Source organism: Streptomyces sp. NPDC001599, from assembly GCF_042893535.1.
Lineage (GTDB): Bacteria > Actinomycetota > Actinomycetes > Streptomycetales > Streptomycetaceae > Streptomyces.
In genome coordinates this window covers 940,767-960,339 of the sequence record NZ_JBIAVA010000001.1, presented here as the reverse complement: position 1 = coordinate 960,339, position 19,573 = coordinate 940,767, and the positions used below count along the sequence as shown (strand labels likewise).

At 73.6% G+C, this 19,573-nt stretch carries 15 protein-coding genes and 1 riboswitch; of the genes, 10 read left to right on the top strand and 5 right to left on the bottom strand.

Going from position 1 to position 19,573, the window contains the following annotated elements; translation table 11 throughout:
* Positions 1–33: 33 nt before the first annotated feature.
* Together ACFYZ3_RS04380 and ACFYZ3_RS04375 are read right to left on the bottom strand one after the other, a co-directional pair.
* On the bottom strand, positions 34–255 hold the full coding sequence (locus ACFYZ3_RS04380; protein ID WP_003976983.1) for a helix-turn-helix domain-containing protein: 222 nt from the start codon (positions 253–255) through the stop codon (positions 34–36).
* A gap of 335 nt (positions 256–590) precedes the next feature.
* Positions 591–2,189, bottom strand: coding sequence for an ABC-F family ATP-binding cassette domain-containing protein (locus ACFYZ3_RS04375; RefSeq protein WP_388513893.1), 1,599 nt, complete (start codon positions 2,187–2,189; stop codon positions 591–593).
* A 246-nt stretch (positions 2,190–2,435) separates the two neighbouring features.
* Here ACFYZ3_RS04375 and ACFYZ3_RS04370 point away from each other — a divergent pair, with 246 nt between their 5' ends.
* On the top strand, positions 2,436–2,849 hold the full coding sequence (locus ACFYZ3_RS04370) for a VOC family protein (RefSeq protein WP_388513892.1): 414 nt from the start codon (positions 2,436–2,438) through the stop codon (positions 2,847–2,849).
* A gap of 32 nt (positions 2,850–2,881) precedes the next feature.
* Here the strand turns inward: ACFYZ3_RS04370 and ACFYZ3_RS04365 are convergent, their stop codons facing one another.
* The 3 genes from ACFYZ3_RS04365 to ACFYZ3_RS04355 all read right to left on the bottom strand — a co-directional run bounded on the left by ACFYZ3_RS04365 (position 2,882) and on the right by ACFYZ3_RS04355 (position 6,455).
* Positions 2,882–4,300: a hypothetical protein gene (locus ACFYZ3_RS04365; protein ID WP_388513891.1), complete on the bottom strand. Its 1,419-nt coding sequence runs from the start codon at positions 4,298–4,300 to the stop codon at positions 2,882–2,884.
* 213 nt (positions 4,301–4,513) lie between these two features.
* Positions 4,514–5,641 carry an alpha/beta hydrolase family protein gene (locus ACFYZ3_RS04360; protein ID WP_388513890.1) on the bottom strand — a complete coding sequence of 376 codons (1,128 nt, stop codon included), beginning with the start codon at positions 5,639–5,641 and terminating at the stop codon, positions 4,514–4,516.
* 115 nt (positions 5,642–5,756) lie between these two features.
* Positions 5,757–6,455 (bottom strand): class II aldolase/adducin family protein, encoded by a 699-nt coding sequence (locus ACFYZ3_RS04355; RefSeq protein WP_388513888.1) that lies wholly within the window; start codon positions 6,453–6,455, stop codon positions 5,757–5,759.
* 223 nt (positions 6,456–6,678) lie between these two features.
* On the opposite strand from ACFYZ3_RS04355, the gene pitH reads away from it, so the two are divergent.
* From pitH to cobI, 9 genes are all read left to right on the top strand, one after another.
* The gene (pitH, locus tag ACFYZ3_RS04350; RefSeq protein ID WP_388513886.1) at positions 6,679–7,950 is read left to right on the top strand and encodes a low-affinity phosphate transporter PitH; all 1,272 of its coding nucleotides are present in this window, start codon (positions 6,679–6,681) and stop codon (positions 7,948–7,950) included.
* Positions 7,951–7,984: 34 nt separating this feature from the next.
* Positions 7,985–8,206, top strand: a complete 222-nt coding sequence (locus ACFYZ3_RS04345) for a hypothetical protein (protein ID WP_031047613.1) — start codon at positions 7,985–7,987, stop codon at positions 8,204–8,206.
* Between the two features lie 206 nt (positions 8,207–8,412).
* Positions 8,413–8,488: riboswitch (cobalamin riboswitch) on the top strand.
* A gap of 125 nt (positions 8,489–8,613) precedes the next feature.
* Complete coding sequence (locus ACFYZ3_RS04340) at positions 8,614–9,600, top strand: cobalamin biosynthesis protein (protein WP_388513884.1); 987 nt, start codon at positions 8,614–8,616, stop codon at positions 9,598–9,600.
* Positions 9,597–11,105, top strand: coding sequence for a cobyric acid synthase (locus tag ACFYZ3_RS04335; protein ID WP_388513883.1), 1,509 nt, complete (start codon positions 9,597–9,599; stop codon positions 11,103–11,105). The genes ACFYZ3_RS04340 and ACFYZ3_RS04335 overlap by 4 nt, the downstream gene beginning before the upstream one ends.
* Positions 11,102–14,755, top strand: a complete 3,654-nt coding sequence (gene cobN / locus ACFYZ3_RS04330) for a cobaltochelatase subunit CobN (RefSeq protein WP_388513882.1) — start codon at positions 11,102–11,104, stop codon at positions 14,753–14,755. The genes ACFYZ3_RS04335 and cobN overlap by 4 nt, the downstream gene beginning before the upstream one ends.
* Positions 14,752–16,761 carry a putative cobaltochelatase gene (locus ACFYZ3_RS04325; RefSeq protein WP_388513881.1) on the top strand — a complete coding sequence of 670 codons (2,010 nt, stop codon included), beginning with the start codon at positions 14,752–14,754 and terminating at the stop codon, positions 16,759–16,761. The genes cobN and ACFYZ3_RS04325 overlap by 4 nt, the downstream gene beginning before the upstream one ends.
* Positions 16,761–17,360, top strand: coding sequence for a cob(I)yrinic acid a,c-diamide adenosyltransferase (gene cobO / locus ACFYZ3_RS04320; protein ID WP_003976969.1), 600 nt, complete (start codon positions 16,761–16,763; stop codon positions 17,358–17,360). Before ACFYZ3_RS04325 ends, cobO begins: the two co-directional genes overlap by 1 nt.
* Positions 17,357–18,817 (top strand): cobyrinate a,c-diamide synthase, encoded by a 1,461-nt coding sequence (locus ACFYZ3_RS04315; RefSeq protein WP_388513880.1) that lies wholly within the window; start codon positions 17,357–17,359, stop codon positions 18,815–18,817. Before cobO ends, ACFYZ3_RS04315 begins: the two co-directional genes overlap by 4 nt.
* Complete coding sequence (gene cobI / locus ACFYZ3_RS04310; protein ID WP_388513879.1) at positions 18,814–19,563, top strand: precorrin-2 C(20)-methyltransferase; 750 nt, start codon at positions 18,814–18,816, stop codon at positions 19,561–19,563. The genes ACFYZ3_RS04315 and cobI overlap by 4 nt, the downstream gene beginning before the upstream one ends.
* Positions 19,564–19,573: the final 10 nt, after the last annotated feature.

Here is a 19,573-nt window from a genome sequence, read left to right as displayed (position 1 = left end):
CGTCACTTTCGGAGCCGGGGGCCGCCCGGGACGTCAGGCCGAAGTGGCCTTCTTGCCCCGGGTAGCCCCGCCACGCCCTCGGAGCGTGACGCCCGACTCGCTGAGCATGCGGTGCACAAAGCCATACGAGCGGCCGGTTTCCTCGGCCAACGCCCGGATGCTCGCACCGGCGTCGTACTTCTTCTTCAGGTCTGCCGCGAGCTTGTCGCGCGCGGCGCCGGTAACCCGGCTGCCCTTCTTCAGAGTCTCGGCCACCCGTGCCTCCTCATGGGAAGTGCGCTCTGGTCTCCTCATGATCACCCCTCCAGGCCCTCCTGGCCACCCATTCGGCAAGGTCGATGAGACAAGGTTGTGACGACAGGAGCGAGTCCCCACATACGGAATCCGTGATTCCAGAGAATCGGGCGGGTTCGGCCGAACGGGTTTCTCCGCGAAATTCCAGGTCAGAAAGGCGCCGCGGCCGAGGCCCCGGCAATGGGGGCCCCGGCCGCGAATTCGATGTAGGACACACCTCTTGATGAGGAGATCTCACACAGATGGTGGATCACGGATCGGCCGAATGATCCATAACCGGTGGATCATCCATTCGATCAAGCAAGGGCGACGAGGTCCGCGTAGTCGGCGCCCCACAGGTCCTCGACGCCGTCCGGAAGCAGAATGATCCGTTCCGGCTGGAGCGCCTCGACGGCGCCCTCGTCGTGGGTGACGAGGACGACGGCGCCCTTGTAGGTGCGCAGCGCGCCGAGGATCTCCTCGCGGCTGGCCGGGTCGAGGTTGTTGGTGGGCTCGTCGAGGAGCAGCACGTTGGCCGAGGACACCACGAGGGTGGCCAGGGCGAGGCGGGTCTTCTCGCCGCCGGAGAGGACACCGGCGGGCTTGTCGACGTCGTCGCCGGAGAACAGGAACGAGCCCAGCGTCTTGCGGACGTCCACGAGGTCGAGGTCGGGGTTGGCCGAGCGCATGTTCTCCAGGACGGTGCGCTCGGGGTCGAGGGTCTCGTGCTCCTGCGCGTAGTAGCCCAGCTTCAGTCCGTGGCCCTCGATCACCTCGCCGGTGTCGGGCTTCTCCACGCCGCCGAGCAGGCGCAGCAGCGTGGTCTTGCCGGCGCCGTTGAGGCCGAGGATGACGACCCGGGAGCCCTTGTCGATGGCCAGGTCGACGTCCGTGAAGATCTCCAGGGAGCCGTACGACTTGGAGAGCCCCTCGGCGGTCAGCGGGGTCTTGCCGCAGGGCGCGGGCTCGGGGAAGCGGAGCTTGGCGACCTTGTCGGACTTCCGCTCGGCCTCCAGACCGGCCAGCAGCTTGTCGGCCCGGCGGGCCATGTTCTGCGCGGCGACGGTCTTGGTGGCCTTGGCGCGCATCTTGTCGGCCTGCGAGTGCAGCGCGGACGCCTTCTTCTCGGCGTTCTGACGCTCGCGCTTGCGGCGCTTCTCGTCGGCCTCGCGCTGCTGCTGGTAGAGCTTCCAGCCCATGTTGTAGACGTCGATCCGGGAGCGGTTGGCGTCCAGGTAGAACACCTTGTTGACGACCGTCTCGACCAGGTCGACGTCGTGGGAGATCACGATGAAGCCGCCGCGGTAGGTCTTCAGGTAGTCCCGCAGCCAGATGATCGAGTCGGCGTCGAGGTGGTTGGTCGGCTCGTCGAGCAGCAGGGTGTCGGCGTCCGAGAACAGGATCCTGGCCAGCTCGATACGGCGGCGCTGACCGCCGGAGAGCGTGTGCAGGGGCTGGCCGAGCACCCGGTCGGGCAGGTTGAGCGCGGCGGCGATGGTGGCGGCCTCGGCCTCGGCGGCGTATCCGCCCTTGGTCAGGAACTCGGTCTCCTGACGCTCGTACTGCCTGAGCGCCTTCTCACGGGTGGCGCCCTGGCCGCCCGCGATGCGCTGTTCGTTGTCACGCATCTTGCGGATCAGGGTGTCCAGGCCGCGGGCGGACAGGATGCGGTCGCGGGCGAGCACGTCGAGGTCGCCGGTGCGCGGGTCCTGCGGCAGGTAGCCGACCTCGCCGGAGCGGGTGACGGCACCGGCGGCGGGCTGGCCCTCGCCGGCCAGGACCTTGGTCAGGGTGGTCTTGCCGGCGCCGTTGCGGCCGACCAGGCCGATGCGGTCGCCCTTGGCGACGCGGAAGGTGGCGCTCTCGATGAGGACACGGGCACCGGCGCGCAGCTCGATGCCGGAGGCGGAGATCACGGTCAGACTCCTGGGCGGGTGGTTGGCGGGGATGGGCGGCTGTGGAGGTTCCCGCCGCTCTAATGCACGAGGAGAATGGCCATGAGGGCCAGTCTAACGGGGCGGTGCAACCGCTTTTCCCCGCCGGGCGCCGGCCGGGCGTTGTCAGTGGGCGGTGCAAGACTGGGCGAACGAGTCCAAAGCACCCTTCGGGCCACGGGCTCGGTCAGTCAGGACGGAGCACCGGCACACAGGGAAGTGATCGGCATGGCAGGCAACACGGGCGGCAGCCCGAGCATTTACCCGACGCTCCAGTACGCGGACGCCAGGGCGGCGATCCGACAGCTCACCGAGGCCTTCGGCTTCACCGAACTCGCGGTGTACGAGGGCGAGGACGGCTCGGTGGCCCACGCCGAACTGGCCCAGGGCAACGGCGCGGTCATGCTCGGTTCGAAGGGCAGGGGCGGCCGCTTCGACGAGGCGATGAAGGGCGGGAGCCCCGCGGGGGTGTACGTGGTGGTGGCGGACGTCGACGCCCATCACCGGCGGGCGGTGGAGCACGGCGCGGAGATCCTGATGCCCCCGACCGACCAGGACTACGGCTCGCGGGACTACATGGCCCGTGACCTGGAGGGCAACGTCTGGAGCTTCGGGACGTACGCGCCGGAGGTACACGGGTAGCCTCCGGCGGTTCGCCCGTCGGGGTCGGCGGGTCAGCTGCCCCCGGTGTGGACCTGGAAGGCCGCCCGGCGTACGGCCTTGGCCAGGGCGGGGTCCGGGTGCGCGGCGGCCAGCGCCACCAGGACCTGCACGGTGCGGGGATGGCCGACCGCGCGGACCTCGTCGAGCAGGGCCGGGACGGTGGCCTGCACCGCCGACTCCAGATGCCGCACCAGCAGCGGGGCCTCCCCGTGGTCGGCGACGGCCGCCGCGGTGTCGACCCACAGCCAGGTGGCCTCGGGGCGGGTGAGGACCTCGTGGGCGTCCTCGGGGTCGGCGCCGTCGTGCTCGGCCAGCCACAGCAGGGCGTACGGCCTGAGCGTCGGCTCGTCGAGGACGCCGCGGACGTCGGGCTCGGCGGGTGCGCCGACCACGCGCAGCGCCTCGAAGGCGAGGCCGCGCAGCAGGGCGTCCTCGCCGCGGGCGGCGCCGAGCAGTTCGGCGACGGCGCTGCCGACGGGGCGGGCGGCGAGCCAGGCGCGGTACTCGGCGCGGGCGGCGTTGGGGCGGAGCTGCGCGCAGCCGCGGAGCATGCCCTCGGCCGACTGCTCGATGTTGCCGGCGGGGCTCTGCGCGGCGACGCAGATCTGCTCCAGCTTGACCCAGACCGCCCAGCTGCCGAGCGGCGTGAGCGTGGCCTGTCCGTCGCCGCAGGTGAGGGCGCCGACGGCGGCGAGGGCGTGCAGGGCCCAGTCGAGGAGGGGGGCGAGCGCGGTGTCGGTGGCCGGGGCCGGGTCCGGTTCGGCGCCCGGGGTGCCGGGTTCGAGCCGGGGGCCGTAGGGCACCTCGCAGCGTTCGGTGCGCAGTTCGGTGACGCGCTGCTCCAGCAGGTCCAGGAGCTGCGCCACCGGGACGGGTCCGGCGGACAGCTGGAGGAAGGAGAGCACCTGGGGCATCGCGGAGACGACCTCGGCCACCGCGCCGGGCTCCTGTCCGGCGGGCTCCGGGTGGGCGAGCGACCAGGCGTCGAAGAGGGCGACCCAGCCGCGCAGCACGGCGCTGTCGTCGCGGTTCCAGGCGCGCAGCCGCCAGCCGGGGCGGGCGGTGCCGCCGTGCACCTCGACCAGTCCGGCGAGGCGGGCGGTGTCCCAGTCGGCGCGGACCTTGGCCACGGGCAGGCCCAGCTCACGGGCCGCGTGGTCGGCGGTGGCGTCGGACAGGGTGGCCTTGCCGTCGGCGGTCGCACTGCCGCGGCCGGGGCCGAGTGCGGAGTCGGCCCAGCGGGCGACGCGGGCCGCGTCGGCAAGGCCGGAGCGCGCCATTCCGGCCAGCTCCGAGCGGGCCGGTGTGCCTTCCGGGGGGCGCGGCGCGGGGCGGCGCGGACGCCGCTGATTCATCGCTTGGGGGGCGGCGGCCAGGGGTCGCGGGCGGACGAGTCGAAGCCTGGAGTCGCGCGGGATACGGGACGTCACGGGTGCAGTCTTCCGGTTGACGGTCCGAAAACCCAAACGGAATGCCCCGGCGGCCTCCCGGAACGGGGGACGCGGGCGCCCGGCGCACCGTCCGGGCATCGGATCAGGCCAGTGGTACGGCGCTGAACGGAACCTGATCGTCGCACCCGCGGGCAGGTGTCACGGGTCGGTCGAAGGGGGCGCGGGAGGAGGTCGTGGGGGTGCGGGAGCGGATCACACCAGTGGGGTCATGAAGCGGCGGAGGGTCTCCTCGTAGTCCGCGGGGTCGGCGTTCCACATGGCGCCGTGCGGGGCGTCCCGGACGGTGTGGAGGGCGACCAGGCGGGGGTGGGTGTCGGCGAGGCGGCGGCTCAGGCGCCAGGGGGCCACTTCGTCGCCGGGGCCGTGGAAGATCAGGGTGGGGACGGCGGGGCGGTGCAGACCGGCCGTGCCGGTGTCCCGGTCGGCGTGCAGCCCGGCGCGGCCCTGTGCGGCGCGGACGGCGAGCGGCAGGAGCGCGCCGGGGGTGCGGCGGGCGGCGGCCAGGGCGCGCAGGGTGGTCTCCCAGCTGAGCACCGGTGAGTCCAGGACGAGCCCCGCGATGCGCTCGCGCACGCCGGAGAGCGCGGCGGTGCGCAGGGCCATGGTGGCGCCGGTGGACCAGCCGAGCAGGACGACCTGGCGGGCGCCGTGGTCGAGGGCGTAGCGGACGGCCGCGTCCACGTCGCGCCACTCGGTCTCGCCGAAGTGGTGCAGGCCGTCGGGCGAGGGCGGTGCGCCGACGTCGCCGCGGTAGGCGAGGGCGAGCACCGGGACGTTGCGGCGGTGCAGCGGGGCGATCAGGTTCAGCGCGTGTTCGCGGGTGGCGGCCAGGCCGTGCACGGCGACGATCCAGGTCGGCCGCGCCCCGGGCAGGAACCAGGCCGGGAGCGGCCCGAGTTCCCCCGGGACCTCGACGTCGGCGTACTCGAGGTCGAGGGCCGTGCCCGGGTTCCCGACGTACAGGTTGGGGGTGAACCACGCCCGGTCGCCGGTCTCGAGGGTGCCGTGCGTGACGCGTTCGAGGCGGCGTACGACGGTGTCGGCGCCGTGCTCGGCGGTGTCCAGGACCGGGCCGAGGACGGCGTGGGAGCCGTCACCGGCGAGCCCGTACCGGCCGGGGCGCAGGGCGGCCAGGTCCCGGGTGAGGGTGATCTGTCCGGCGGCGGTGCCGTGCACGGTGAGCCGGGGCTCTGTGGGCAGGGGCCGTCCGGGGGGCGCCTTGAGCGCGGCGTCGCTGGCGAGCCGGCCGACGGCGACGCTCGCCGCTCCGGTCGCCAGAGCTGCGGTGACGGCGGCTGCCGTTGCGGTGACAGTGCGCATGGGGCCAGTCTCCTGGTGGAGTCCTCGGGCGGCCAGTGGACGCGTGACAGTGGGTGACGAGGGTCTTCGTGTCCCGTAGCCGGTACCCCCGCAGCCGCCCGGCACGCATCGCGCGTCAGCTTCGCTGCCCGTACCCGCGCAGGCGTTCCGTCACCTCGGCGAGCTGGGCCGGCGTCAGCAGGGACGGCGAGTGGCCCGGCACCGAGGACGCGGTCAGCCACAGGCGGCACATCCACTCGAGCTGGGCGGTGCGGTCGTAGGCCTGGTCGAGGGTGGTGCCGTAGGTGATCGTGCCGTGGTTGCGGAGCAGGCAGCCGGTGCGGTCGGCGAGGGCGTCGAGCATGCCGCGGGCGAGTTCGTCGGTGCCGTAGGCCGCGTAGGGGGCGACCCGGACGGGGCCGCCGAGGGCGGCGGTCATGTAGTGCACCGGCGGGAGTTCGGGGACGAGCAGCGAGACCGCCGTCGCGTGCACGGCGTGGGTGTGGACGACGGCCCGGGCGCCGGGGTCGGCACGGTAGACCGCCAGGTGCATGGGCAGTTCACTGGTGGGGACGAGCGTGCCGAGCACCTGTCGTCCGTCCAGGTCGACGCCGGTCGCGTCGTCCGGGGTCAGCCGGTCGTAGGGGACGCCCGACGGGGTGACCAGGACCGTGTCGCCGACGCGCACCGAGACGTTGCCGGAGGTGCCGACCACCAGCCCGTCCGCCACCGTCCGCCGGGCCGTCGCGACGAGTTCCTCCCAGGCCGCTTCCCCGGCGGTCCTTCCCACCGTCCTTCCGGCCTTCTCCCCGCTCTCGGCCCGCGATTGCGTCACAGTCACCCACTCCTCCGGGGCGCCCGCGCGCCCTCGCGTCCCGTCGCCGAACGGCCTCGCGGTGATCCTGCCAGGGACGTCTCCGGAGAGCACCGGAGCGGGCACGCAGAGGGAGATCGCGGCCCCGCTTCCGGTCACCGTGACGCCCTGCCCAGTTCATCTTCCGTTCACCCTGGTTACCTACGTTCGTCGCGCCAACGACCTCGAACGATTGCCTGGGTAAATGGAAAGCTTCTCGCTGATCCTCGCGATTGTGGTGGTAACCGCACTCGCGTTTGATTTCACGAACGGTTTCCACGACACCGCGAACGCGATGGCGACGACCATTTCGACCGGTGCGCTCAAGCCCAAGGTGGCGGTGGCGATGTCCGCCGTCCTCAACCTTGTAGGCGCCTTCCTCTCCGTGGAGGTCGCCAACACGATCTCCAAGGGTCTCGTCGACGAGACCGGCATCCGTCCCGAGGTCATCTTCGCCGCCCTGGTCGGCGCGATCCTCTGGAACCTCCTGACCTGGCTGGTCGGGCTCCCGTCCAGCTCCTCGCACGCCCTGATGGGCGGCCTGATCGGTGCCGCCGTCGCCTCGGCCGGCATCGGCGCGGTCAACGGCGACGTGCTCGTCACCAAGGTGCTCCTGCCCGCGATCGCCGCCCCGATCGTGGCAGGCCTCGCGGCGATGCTCGCCTCCCGGATGACGTACTCGCTGGGCCGCAAGGCCGACGGCAAGGCCGCCAAGAAGGGCTACCGCGCCGGCCAGATCGCCTCCGCCGGTCTGGTCTCGCTGGCCCACGGCACCAACGACGCCCAGAAGACCATGGGCATCATCACCCTCGCCCTGATCGCCGGCGGCTCGCTCGCCCCCGACTCCGACCCGCCCGTGTGGGTCATCCTGAGCGCGGGCCTGGCCATCGCGCTCGGCACCTACCTGGGCGGCTGGCGCATCATCCGCACCATGGGCAAGGGCCTGACCGACCTCCAGCCGCAGCAGGGCTTCGCCGCCCAGACCAGCGCCGCCACGGTCATCCTGGCCTCCTCCCACCTCGGCTTCTCGCTGTCCACCACGCACTCGGTCTCCGGTGCGGTGATGGGCGCGGGCCTCGGCCGCAAGGGCGGCGTGGTCCGCTGGTCCACGGCCACCCGGATGTTCATCGCCTGGGGCCTGACGCTGCCTGCCGCGGCCCTGGTCGCCGCGCTCGCCGAGTGGGTCTGCCGCGCCGGCGACTGGGGCACGGCCCTCGTCGCGGTGTTCCTGATCGCGTCCAGCTTCGCGATCTGGCGGATCTCTCGCCGCGAGGTCGTCGACCACACCAACGTCGTCGACGGCGACCCGGTGGACACCGAGGCGCCCGGGCAGCCCGAGCCCGCCGGTGTGGTCACCACGGCGATGGCCGCCGTGTCGCCGCCCCCGACGGGCGCGACCGAGGAACTGGCGGCCACCCTCCCGGCCCCGGCCACCACCCCCGACCCCAAGGCCCCGTCGGCCGCCACCACCGTCTGAACCCGCCTGCCGGGTACGAAGGAAGCGAACCTCCATGAGCATCGACTGGGCAGCCCTCGGCTCCGTCTTCGGCGTCAGCCTCGTGGTCACGGTGGCCCTGGTGGGCCTGTTCACCCTCGGCATCGTCGGCCTCTCCCGCCAGGAGCGGGCCGCCGCTCAGGGCGGCTCCGCGGCCCTCGCGGTCACCGGCGCGTACGCGTGCTTCGCGGCCTGCACGGCGGCGGTGGCGTACGGGATCTATCTGATCGTCGCCTGAGCGACGCCCGTCTCACGGGCGCACGCACAGGTACGCGCAGAGGCGGGGCGCGGGACGGACTCGAACCGTTCCGCCCCCGCCTCTTCGCGTGCCGGCGCACACCACCCGGGTGTGGGCCTTCGCACACTCCCCCGTCGCAGGTCAACGCCAGGTTGACGGGTGTTCGCGGGCCGTGGTGGACTTCCGGGGCCATCTACGGCGGCAGGAGAGGAAGCCCGGTGCGAATCCGGCGCGGTCCCGCCACTGTGACCGGGGACAGGAATCCCCGGGAGCCAGGAACTCTCGCCGCCGTGCTCTTCGAACCAGGGCGCGGACACCCTGAGTGAGGACCTATCGCCATGCGCGGCTGCCGTTCCGGGCTCACCAGCGACACGCTTCGACTTCCCCTTCCCACGGCCGGTTGAGCCGTGCGTGCCGGACGCGTCTTCGCGTACGGCGCCGCCGCCGGCCTCCTCGGTGACCTCCTCCTCGGCGATCCTCGCCGCGGGCACCCGGTCGCCGTGTTCGGCCGTGCCGCGGGCGCCGTGGAACAGGTGCTGTGGCGGGACCACCGGGGCTGGGGCGCCCTGCACACCGTCGTGTGCGCGGGCGGCGCCGCCGTCCTCGGCTCGGCCGCCGCGCATGCCGTACGCCGCTCCCCCGCCGCCTCCGTCGCCCTGACCGCCGCGGCCACCTGGTCGGTCGTCGGCGGCACCTCGCTGGCCCGCGAGGCCACTGCCATCGGCCGTGCCCTGGACGCCGGGGACGTCGAGGCGGCGCGGGCGAGGCTGCCGCACCTGTGCGGGCGGGACCCGCAGGCGCTGGACGCCGACGGAATCGCCCGGGCCGTCGTGGAGTCCGTCGCCGAGAACACCTCGGACGCGGTGGTGGGCGCCCTGGTGTGGGGCGCGGCCGCCGGGGTGCCCGGGCTGCTCGGCTTCCGGGCCGTGAACACCCTGGACGCGATGGTCGGCCACAAGTCGCCCCGGTACCGCCGCTACGGCTGGGCCTCGGCCCGCCTCGACGACCTCGCGGGCTGGCCGGGCGCCCGCCTCACCGCCGTGCTGACCACCGTGGCGGGCGGCGACCCGCGCGGCGCCGTACGGGCCTGGCGCGCGGACGCCGCACAGCACCCGAGCCCCAACGCCGGGCCCGTGGAAGCCTCGTTCGCGGGCGCCCTCGGCGTGCGGCTCGGCGGCACGCTCTCCTACGGCGGGCGGGTCGAACACCGGCCCGTCCTCAACGGGGCGGCGGGACGCGCCGTACGGGCGTCCGGCTCCGGCGACATCGACCGTGCGGTACGCCTCTCCCGGCGCGTGGGCTGGCTGGCGCTGGGCGTGTGCGCGGGCGTGCGGCTGCTCGCCCGCCGGGCCGCCGCGAAGAACCCGGGTGTCACGAAGGGACGTACGTCATGAACGGTGGCCTCCTCGTCGCCGGCACCACCTCCGACGCCGGCAAGAGCGTCGTCACCGCCGGGATCTGCCGCTGGCTGGTGCGCCAGGGCGTCAAGGTGGCGCCCTTCAAGGCGCAGAACATGTCGCTGAACTCCTTCGTGACCCGGGACGGCGCCGAGATCGGGCGGGCGCAGGCCATGCAGGCCCAGGCCTGCCGGGTGGAGCCGACCGCGCACATGAACCCCGTGCTGCTCAAGCCCGGCGGGGAACGCAGCAGCCAGGTCGTGCTGCTCGGCAGGCCGGTGGGCGAGATGAGCGCCCGCGGCTATCACGGCGGACGCCAGGAGCGGCTGCTCGGCACGGTGCTGGACTCGCTGGCCGAACTGCGCGGCACGTACGACGCGGTGATCTGCGAGGGGGCGGGCAGCCCGGCCGAGATCAACCTGCGTCGCACCGACATCGTGAACATGGGGATCGCCCGGGGCGCCGGACTCCCCGTCCTCGTCGTCGGCGACATCGACCGCGGGGGCGTCTTCGCCTCCTTCTTCGGCACGGTGGCGCTGCTGGCGCCCGAGGACCAGGCGCTGGTCGCCGGGTTCCTCGTGAACAAGTTCCGCGGCGACGTGTCGCTCCTGGAGCCCGGGCTCGACATGCTGCACGGCCTCACCGGGCGGCGGACGTACGGCGTGCTGCCCTTCCGGCACGGGCTCGGCATCGACGAGGAGGACGGGCTGCGCGTCTCCCTGCGCGGGGCGGTGCGGGAGTCGGTCGTCGCCCCGCCGGTCGGCGAGGACGTGCTGCGGGTCGCGGTCTGCGCGGTCCCGCTGATGTCCAACTTCACGGACGTGGACGCGCTGGCCGCCGAGCCGGGCGTCGTGGTGCGGTTCGTGGACCGGCCGGAGGAACTGGCCGACGCCGACCTGGTGATCGTGCCGGGGACGCGCGGGACGGTGCGGGCCCTTCAGTGGCTGCGGGAGCGGGGGCTCGCGGACGCGATCGCCCGCAGGGTCGCCGAGCGACGGCCCGTGCTCGGCATCTGCGGCGGTTTCCAGCTCCTCGGCGAGCACATCGAGGACAAGGTCGAGTCCCGCGCCGGGCACGTGGACGGGCTGGGACTGCTCCCCGTGCGGGTGCGGTTCGCCCGCGAGAAGACCCTCACCCGGCCGGTGGGCGAGGCCCTCGGCGAGCACGTCGAGGGGTACGAGATCCACCACGGCGTCGCCGAAGTCACGGGCGGTGCCCCCTTCTTGGACGGCTGCCGGGTCGGCCAGACCTGGGGCACGCACTGGCACGGCTCGCTGGAGTCGGACGGTTTCCGGCGGGCGTTCCTGCGCGAGGTGGCCGCCGCCGCGGGCCGCCGCTTCGTGCCGGCCCCCGACACCTCGTTCGCCGCGCTGCGCGAGGAGCAGCTCGACCGGCTCGGCGACCTGATCGAACACCACGCGGACACGGACGCGCTGTGGCGGCTCATCGAGTCCGGCGCGCCGCAAGGACTGCCCTTCATTCCACCGGGAGCGCCCGCATGAGCACTGTGCTGTTGTTGTCGACCGCCGACACGGACCTGCTGGCGGCCCGCGCGTCGGACGCCGCCTACCGGATCGGCAACCCGACCCGGGTCGACGTCCGCGAGGAGTTGCCCGGGCTGGTCGAGGGCGCGGACCTCGCCGTGGTCCGCCTGCTCGGCGGCAAGCGCGCCTGGGAGGACGGGCTCGCCGCGCTGAGGGCCGCCGGCATCCCGACCGTCCTGCTGGGCGGCGAGAGCGTGCCGGACGCGGAGCTGATGGCCGAGTCGTCGGTCCCGGCCGGGGTGGTGGCGCAGGCCCTGCGCTACCTGGTCGAGGGCGGCCCGGACAACCTCGCCCAGCTGGCGCGCTTCCTGTCGGACACGGTGCTGCTGACCGGCGAGGGCTTCGACGAGCCGCGGAAGATGCCGGAGTACGGCGTCCACGGCTCGCGGGACGTCGTGGCGGGCCGCCCGACGGTCGGCGTGCTCTTCTACCGCGCCCACCAGCTGAGCGGCAACACCGCCTTCGTCGACACGCTGTGCGAGGCGATCGAGGCGCGCGGCGCCAACGCCCTGCCGGTGTACTGCGGTTCGCTGCGCGACGCGGACCCCGGGCTGTACGACCTGCTGGGCCGGGCCGACGCCCTGGTCGCCACCGTCCTGGCGGCCGGCGGCACGCACGCCTCGCAGGCCTCGGCGGGCGGTGACGAGGAGGCGTGGGACATCGGTGCGCTGGCCGACCTGAACGTGCCGGTGCTGCAAGGCCTCTGCCTCACCTCCTCCCGGGCCGCCTGGGAGGCCTCCGACGCCGCCCTGTCCCCCATGGACGCTGCGATGCAGGTGGCGATCCCGGAGTTCGACGGACGGCTCGTCACGGTGCCCTTCTCCTTCAAGGAGCAGGGGCCGGACGAGGTGCCGGTCTACGTCGCCGACCCCGAGCGGGCCGCGCGCGTCGCCGGGATCGCCGTCCGGCACGCGGCGCTCGGGCACAAGCCGAACGCCGACAAGAAGCTGGCGCTGGTCTTCACGGCGTACCCGACCAAGCACTCCCGCGTCGGCAACGCCGTCGGCCTCGACACCCCCGCGTCCGCGGTGCGGGTCCTGGACGCGCTGCGGGAGGCGGGCTACGGGGTCACCGAGTACCCCTCCGAGGGCGACGAGTTGATCCACCGGCTGATCGAGGCGGGCGGTCACGACGTGGAGTGGCTGACGGAGGACCAGCTGGCGGCGGCGCCCGCGCGGGTGCCGCTGGCCGACTACCGGGCCTGGTTCGAGAAGCTGGACCCGGAGCTGCGGGAGGGCATGCGGGAGGCGTGGGGCGAGCCGCCGGGCTCGCTGTACGTGGACGGCGACGACATCGTGCTGGCCTCCCTCCGGTTCGGGAACGTCGTGGTGATGATCCAGCCGCCGCGCGGCTTCGGCGAGAACCCGATCGCGATCTACCACGACCCGGACATGCCGCCGTCGCACCACTACATGGCGGCCTACCGCTGGCTCGAGCACGGTTTCGGCGCCGACGCGATCGTGCACATGGGCAAGCACGGCACGATGGAGTGGCTGCCGGGCAAGGGGCTGGGGCTGAGCGCCGGCTGCGCACCGGACGCGGTCCTCGGCGACCTGCCGCTGATCTACCCGTTCATCGTCAACGACCCCGGCGAGGGCACCCAGGCCAAGCGCCGCGGGCACGCCACCGTCGTCGACCACCTGGTGCCGCCGATGGCGCGCGCCGACACCTACGGCGACCTGGCCAAGCTGGAGCAGCTGCTCGACGAGTACGCCCTCGTCTCCGACCTGGACCCGACGAAGGCGCCGGCGGTCCGCGCGCAGATCTGGACGCTGGTCAAGGCGGCCGAGCTCCACCACGACCTGCACGTGGACGACCAGCCGGACGACGACGCGTTCGACGAGTTCGTCATGCACATCGACGGCTACCTGTGCGAGATCAAGGACGTGCAGATCCGCGACGGCCTGCACGTCCTGGGCGGCGGCCCGGTCGGCGAGCCGCGCGTCAACCTCGTCCTGGCGGTGCTGCGCGCCTCGCAGGTGTGGGGCGGGCAGGCGAACGCGCTGCCGGGCCTGCGGGCCTGTCTGGCCGAGCACTTCGGGCTGGTGGAGAAGGATCTGCTGGCCGAGCCCGGCGCCCCGGTGAAGGCGCCGGTGGAACTGACCGACCTGGTCGACGGCCCGGCGCGGTCGGCGGCCGACGCGATCGACCTGCTCGAGCAGCTGTGCCGGCGGTTCGCCGAGGGCATGGAGCTGCGGGCGTGGGACCGGGCGGCCGTCCCGGGCCTGGTGCGGGACGTGCTGGGCACGGAACTCGGCGACGCGGTGGCGGTGCTGGAGTTCGCCTGCACGGAGGTCGTGCCGCGCCTCGCCCGGACCTCCGACGAGATCGGGCACATCCTGCGGGCCCTGGACGGCGGTTACGTCCCGGCCGGGCCGTCCGGCTCCCCGACGCGCGGCCTGGTCAACGTCCTGCCGACCGGCCGGAACTTCTACTCCGTCGACCCGAAGGCGATCCCGTCCCGGCTGAGCTGGGAGGTCGGGCAGTCGCTGGCCGACTCGCTGATCCAGCGGTACCTGAGCGACACCGGCGAGTACCCGAAGTCCGTCGGCCTCACGGTGTGGGGCACGTCCGCGATGCGCACCCAGGGCGACGACATCGCCGAGATCCTGGCGCTGCTGGGCTGCCGTCCGGTCTGGGACGACGCCTCTCGCCGGGTGACGGGCTTCGAGGTGGTCCCGGTGGCGGAGCTGGGCCGGCCGCGCGTGGACGTGACGGTGCGCATCTCGGGCTTCTTCCGGGACGCGTTCCCCCATGTGGTGGGGTTGATCGACGACGCGGTGCGGGCGGTGGCGGAGCTGGACGAGCCCGCATCGTCCAACTTCGTGAAGGCGCACGCCGACGAGGACACCGCCGAGCACGGCGACCGGCGCCGGGCGACCTCCCGCATCTTCGGCTCCAAGCCGGGCGCGTACGGCGCGGGTCTGCTGCCGCTGATCGACGCCCGCAACTGGCGCAGCGACGCGGACCTCGCCGAGGTGTACGCGGTGTGGGGCGGCTACGCCTACGGGCGCGGGCTGGACGGGCGGGCGGCGCGCGGTGACATGGAGACGGCGTTCCGGCGGATCGCGGTGGCGGCGAAGAACGTCGACACGCGTGAGCACGATCTCGTCGACGCCGACGACTACTTCCAGTACCACGGCGGCATGGTCGCCATGGTGCGGCATCTGACGGGGTCCTCCCCCGAGGCGTACGTCGGTGACTCGGCCACCCCGGACCAGGTGAAGACCCGGACGCTGGGCGAGGAGACGCACCGGGTCTTCCGGGCCCGGGTGGTCAACCCGCGCTGGATGGCGGCGATGCGGCGGCACGGCTACAAGGGCGCCTTCGAGATGGCGGCCACCGTGGACTACCTCTTCGGCTACGACGCCACGGCCGGGGTCGTGGACGACTGGATGTACGAGCGGCTCAGCGCCGAGTACGTCTTCGCCCCCGAGAACCGGGACTTCATGAAGAAGTCCAACCCCTGGGCACTGCGCGGCATCACGGAACGGCTGCTGGAGGCCGCGGACCGGGGACTGTGGGCGGAGCCGGACGCGGAGACGCTGGAGCGGCTGCGCGCCACGTATCTGGAGCTCGAAGGTGACTTGGAGGGCGACGACAAGTGAGTACCCCGTTCCCGTTCACGGCCGTCGTGGGGCAGGACGACCTGCGGCTCGCGCTGCTGCTGAACGCCGTTTCCCCGGCCGTCGGCGGTGTGCTGGTCCGTGGTGAGAAGGGCACCGCGAAGTCCACGGCCGTGCGTGCGCTGTCGGCGCTGATGCCGGAGGTGGACGTCGTCTCCGGGTGCCGTTTCTCCTGCGATCCCGACTCCCCCGACCCGGGCTGCCCGGACGGCCCGCACGAGCCGGGTGCCTTCGCCTCGCGCCCGGCGCGGATGGTCGAGCTGCCCGTCGGTGCCTCCGAGGACCGACTCGTCGGCGCCCTCGACATCGAGCGGGCGCTCGCAGAGGGCGTGAAGGCCTTCGAGCCGGGGCTGTTGGCCGACGCGCACCGCGGGATCCTCTACGTCGACGAGGTCAATCTCCTCCACGACCACTTGGTCGACCTCCTGTTGGATGCCGCCGCGATGGGCGCCTCCTACGTCGAGCGCGAGGGCGTGTCCGTGCGGCACGCCTCGAAGTTCCTGCTCGTCGGGACCATGAACCCCGAAGAGGGCGAGCTGCGCCCGCAGTTGCTCGACCGGTTCGGACTCACCGTCGAGGTCGCCGCCTCGCGCGAGCCGGACCAGCGCGTGGAGGTCGTACGGCGCCGGCTGGCGTACGACGACGACCCGGCCGGTTTCGCCGCGCGCTGGGCCGACGAGGAGGCCGCCGTACGGGCGCGGATCGTGGGGGCGCGGGAGCTGCTGCCGTCGGTGCGCCTGGGCGACGGGGCGCTGCGGCAGATCGCGGCGACCTGCGCGGCCTTCGAGGTGGACGGCATGCGGGCCGACATCGTGATGGCGCGTACGGCGACGGCGCTGGCGGCCTGGGCCGGGCGGACCGAGGTGCTCGCCGAGGACGTGCGGCAGGCGGCCCTGCTCGCGCTGCCCCACCGGCGGCGGCGCAATCCCTTCGACGCCCCCGGCTTGGACGAGGACAAGCTGGACGAGACGCTGGAGGAGTTCAGCGGGCAGGACGGGGACGGAGGCGGGGACGACGACCCCGATCCGGGTCCCGGGGGCGGTCCCGGTGGGCAGCCCGAGCCCGATGACGCGCCGCAGGGCGATGGCGACGCCGCCGCGCGGCCCGAGGCCGGGGAGGGCGGCGAGCCGCAGCCTTCCGGTGGTGCCGGCGAGCAGTCCCCCGCGCGTGCCGCCGAGCCCTTCCGGACCAAGGTGCTGAGCGTGCCGGGGCTCGGCGAGGGTGCCGCCGGGCGGCGTTCGCGGGCGCGGACCGAGCACGGGCGGACCACGGGCGCCCGGCGGCCGCAGGGTGCCCTGACCAAGCTGCACCTGGCCGCCACCGTGCAGGCCGCCGCCCCGCACCAGCGGGCGCGGGGTCGCAGCGGTCCGGGGCTCGTGGTACGCCGGGACGATCTGCGGCAGGCGACGCGTGAGGGGCGTGAGGGCAACCTCGTGCTCTTCGTCGTCGACGCCTCCGGGTCGATGGCCGCGCGGCAGCGGATGAGTGCCGTCAAGGGCGCCGTGCTGTCGCTGCTGCTGGACGCGTACCAGCGGCGGGACAAGGTGGGGCTGGTGACCTTCCGGGGTTCGGCCGCGGATGTCGCGCTGCCGCCGACCTCGTCGGTGGACGCGGCGGCGGTGCGGCTGGAGTCGCTGCCGACGGGCGGGCGTACGCCGCTCGCCGCCGGCCTGCTGCGCGCCCACGAGGTGCTGCGGGTGGAGCGACTGCGGGACCCGGCGCGGCGGCCACTGATGGTCGTCGTGACGGACGGTCGGGCCACGGGTGGTCCCGAGCCCGTCGCGCTGGCGGGGCGGGCGGCGCGGCTGTTCGCGGCCGAGGGCACCGCGTCCGTGGTCGTGGACTGCGAGTCGGGGCCCGTGCGGCTCGGGCTCGCCGGGCAGCTCGCGGGTGAGCTGGGCGGTACCGCGGTGACGCTGGACGAGCTGCGGGCCGACTCGATCGCCGGTCTGGTGAGGGACGTTCGGGGCAGCAGGAGGGCCGCGTAATGCCGCAGGGGAAGCCGAGTGTCGTACCGGACGACGGTCTGACGACCCGTCAGCGGCGCAACCGCCCGCTGGTCGTGGTGCACACGGGCATCGGGAAGGGCAAGTCCACCGCCGCCTTCGGGCTGGCGCTGCGGGCCTGGAACCAGGGGTGGCCGATCGGGGTGTTCCAGTTCGTCAAGTCGGCGAAGTGGAAGGTCGGCGAGGAGAACGCCCTGCGGGTGCTGGGGGCCAGCGGCGAGGGCGGGTCCGTCGACTGGCACAAGATGGGCGAGGGCTGGTCCTGGGTCCAGCGGGACGCCCAGATGGACAACGAGGAGAAGGCCCGCGAGGGCTGGGAGCAGGTCAAGCGGGACCTGGCCGCCGAGACGTACAAGCTGTACGTGCTGGACGAGTTCGCCTACCCGATGCACTGGGGGTGGGTCGACACCGACGAGGTGGTGTCGGTGCTGCGCGAGCGGCCGGGGACCCAGCACGTCGTGATCACCGGGCGGAACGCGCCCGGCGCCCTCGTGGAGTTCGCCGATCTCGTCACCGACATGTCCAAGGTCAAGCATCCGATGGACGCGGGGCAGAAGGGGCAGAGGGGCATCGAGTGGTGACCTCCTCCGACTCCGGCTCCGCCGTTCCCCGGCTCGTCATCGCCGCGCCCTCGTCCGGGAGCGGCAAGACCACCGTCGCCACCGGGTTGATGGCCGCGCTCACGGCGCGGGGGCTCGCCGTGTCCCCGCACAAGGTCGGGCCCGACTACATCGACCCCGGCTACCACGCGCTCGCCACCGGGCGGGTGGGCCGCAACCTCGACGCGTACCTGTGCGGGCCCGAGCTGGTCGGGCCGCTGTTCCTGCACGGGGCGCGCGGGTGCGACATCGCCGTGGTCGAGGGCGTGATGGGGCTGTACGACGGGGCCGCCGGGGAGGGCGAGCTGGCGTCCACCGCGCAGGTCGCGAAGCTGTTGCGGGCGCCGGTGGTGCTGGTCGTGGACGCGTCCTCGCAGTCGCGGTCGGTGGCGGCGCTGGTGCACGGGTTCGTGTCCTGGGACCCGGAGGTGCGGATCGGGGGCGTGATCCTCAACAAGGTCGCGTCGGACCGGCACGAGGTGTTGCTGCGGGAGGCGGTGGACTCCGTCGGGGTGCCGGTCCTCGGGGTGTTGCGGCGGGCCGCGCGGGTCGACGTGCCGTCGCGGCATCTGGGGCTGGTGCCTGTTGCCGAGCGGGGCCCGGATGCGGTGGATGCCGTGGCGGCGATGGGTGCGCAGGTCGCCGCCGGGTGTGACCTGGAGGCGTTGGTCGGGTTGGCGCGCAGCGCCGGTGCGTTGTCCTGTGCGGCTTGGAACGCGGGTGAGGCCTTGGTCTCCTCGCCCCCGCCGCCCCTTCCCGTCCCGTCCCTGGGGGCTGCGCCCCCAGACCCCCTCGTTCGGCCCGGACGGCCTCGTCCTCAAGCGCCGGACGGGCTGAGAAAGCGCGTCGCCGTTGCCGGTGGACCCGCCTTCACGTTCTCCTACGCCGAGCACACCGAGCTGCTCGCCGCCGCCGGGGCCGAGGTCGTCACGTTCAATCCGCTGCGGGACGAGGAACTGCCGGAGGGCACTCAGGGGCTCGTCATCGGAGGCGGGTTCCCCGAGGTGTACGCCTCCGAGCTGTCCGCCAACCAGGGGCTGCGGAAGTCCGTCGCCGAGCTGGCGCTCAGCGGTGCTCCCGTGGCCGCCGAGTGTGCGGGGCTGCTGTATCTGTGCCGGGAGCTGGACGGGTTGCCGATGTGCGGGGTGCTGGACGCCGCCGCGCGGATGTCGCAGCGGCTGACGCTGGGCTACCGGGACGCCGTGGCCGTGTCCGACAGCGCGCTGGCCGGGGCGGGGACGCGGATGCGGGGGCACGAGTTCCACCGGACGGTGGTGGAACCGGGGGCCGGGGCGGCACCGGCGTGGGGGATGCGGGCGCCCGAGCGGCGCGTCGAGGGATTTGTGGAGCGCGGTGTGCACGCGAGCTATCTGCACACGCACTGGGCGGCCGAGCCCGGTGTCGCCCGTCGGTTCGTGGAGAGGTGCCGGACGTCATGAGCAGCAGGTTGATCGGGGTCGGGGTCGGGCCCGGGGATCCGGAGCTGGTGACCGTGAAGGGCGTCAACGCGCTGCGGGACGCCGATGTCGTGGTCGTGCCCGTCATGGCTGCATCCGATGGAAAAGATGGCGGGGAGCGCGGCCGGGCCGAGGCGACCGTGCTGCACTACGTGGGCGCCGAGAAGGTCGTGCGGGTCGTGTTCGCGCTGAACGAGCGCACCGACCGGGCGCGGCGCGAGGCGGCCTGGGACGCGGCCGGGGAGCGGGTGGCCGGGCTGCTGCGGGAGCATGCCGCCGTCGCCTTCGCGACCATCGGTGATCCCAACGTGTATTCCACCTTCACCTACCTGGCGCAGACCGTGGGCGCGCTGGTGCCGGGGACGGTCGTGGAGACCGTGCCGGGGATCACCGCCATGCAGGACCTCGCGGCGCGGTCGGGGGCCGTGCTGACCGAGGGCACGGAGCCGTTGACGCTGGTGCCGGTCACCGCGGGGTCCGCGGTGCTCAAGGAGGCGTTGCACGGGCCCGGCACGGTCGTCGCCTACAAGTTCGGCCGGCAGGCGTCCGAGGTGGCCGAGGCGCTGCGGGAGAGCGGGCGGCTGGACGACGCCGTGTGGGGGTCGGCGCTGGGGCTGCCGGAGGAGTCGGTGCGGCCGGCCGGCGAGCTGGACGGGGCTCCGTTGCCGTATCTGTCGACGCTCATCGCGCCCGCCCGGCGCGAGGGCGGGCGGGGCGGCAAGCTGTGACCGCCTCCCG

What these genes read in the sequence shown, in the direction of transcription:
- ACFYZ3_RS04370 (WP_388513892.1), top strand. Translation starts at nt 2,436, where the DNA reads ATGGCAGGCAACACGGGCGGCAGCCCGAGCATTTACCCGACGCTCCAG.
- ACFYZ3_RS04360 (WP_388513890.1), bottom strand. Translation starts at nt 5,641, where the DNA reads ATGCGCACTGTCACCGCAACGGCAGCCGCCGTCACCGCAGCTCTGGCG.
- pitH (WP_388513886.1), top strand. Translation starts at nt 6,679, where the DNA reads ATGGAAAGCTTCTCGCTGATCCTCGCGATTGTGGTGGTAACCGCACTC.
- ACFYZ3_RS04345 (WP_031047613.1), top strand. Translation starts at nt 7,985, where the DNA reads ATGAGCATCGACTGGGCAGCCCTCGGCTCCGTCTTCGGCGTCAGCCTC.
- ACFYZ3_RS04335 (WP_388513883.1), top strand. Translation starts at nt 9,597, where the DNA reads ATGAACGGTGGCCTCCTCGTCGCCGGCACCACCTCCGACGCCGGCAAG.
- cobN (WP_388513882.1), top strand. Translation starts at nt 11,102, where the DNA reads ATGAGCACTGTGCTGTTGTTGTCGACCGCCGACACGGACCTGCTGGCG.
- cobO (WP_003976969.1), top strand. Translation starts at nt 16,761, where the DNA reads ATGCCGCAGGGGAAGCCGAGTGTCGTACCGGACGACGGTCTGACGACC.
- cobI (WP_388513879.1), top strand. Translation starts at nt 18,814, where the DNA reads ATGAGCAGCAGGTTGATCGGGGTCGGGGTCGGGCCCGGGGATCCGGAG.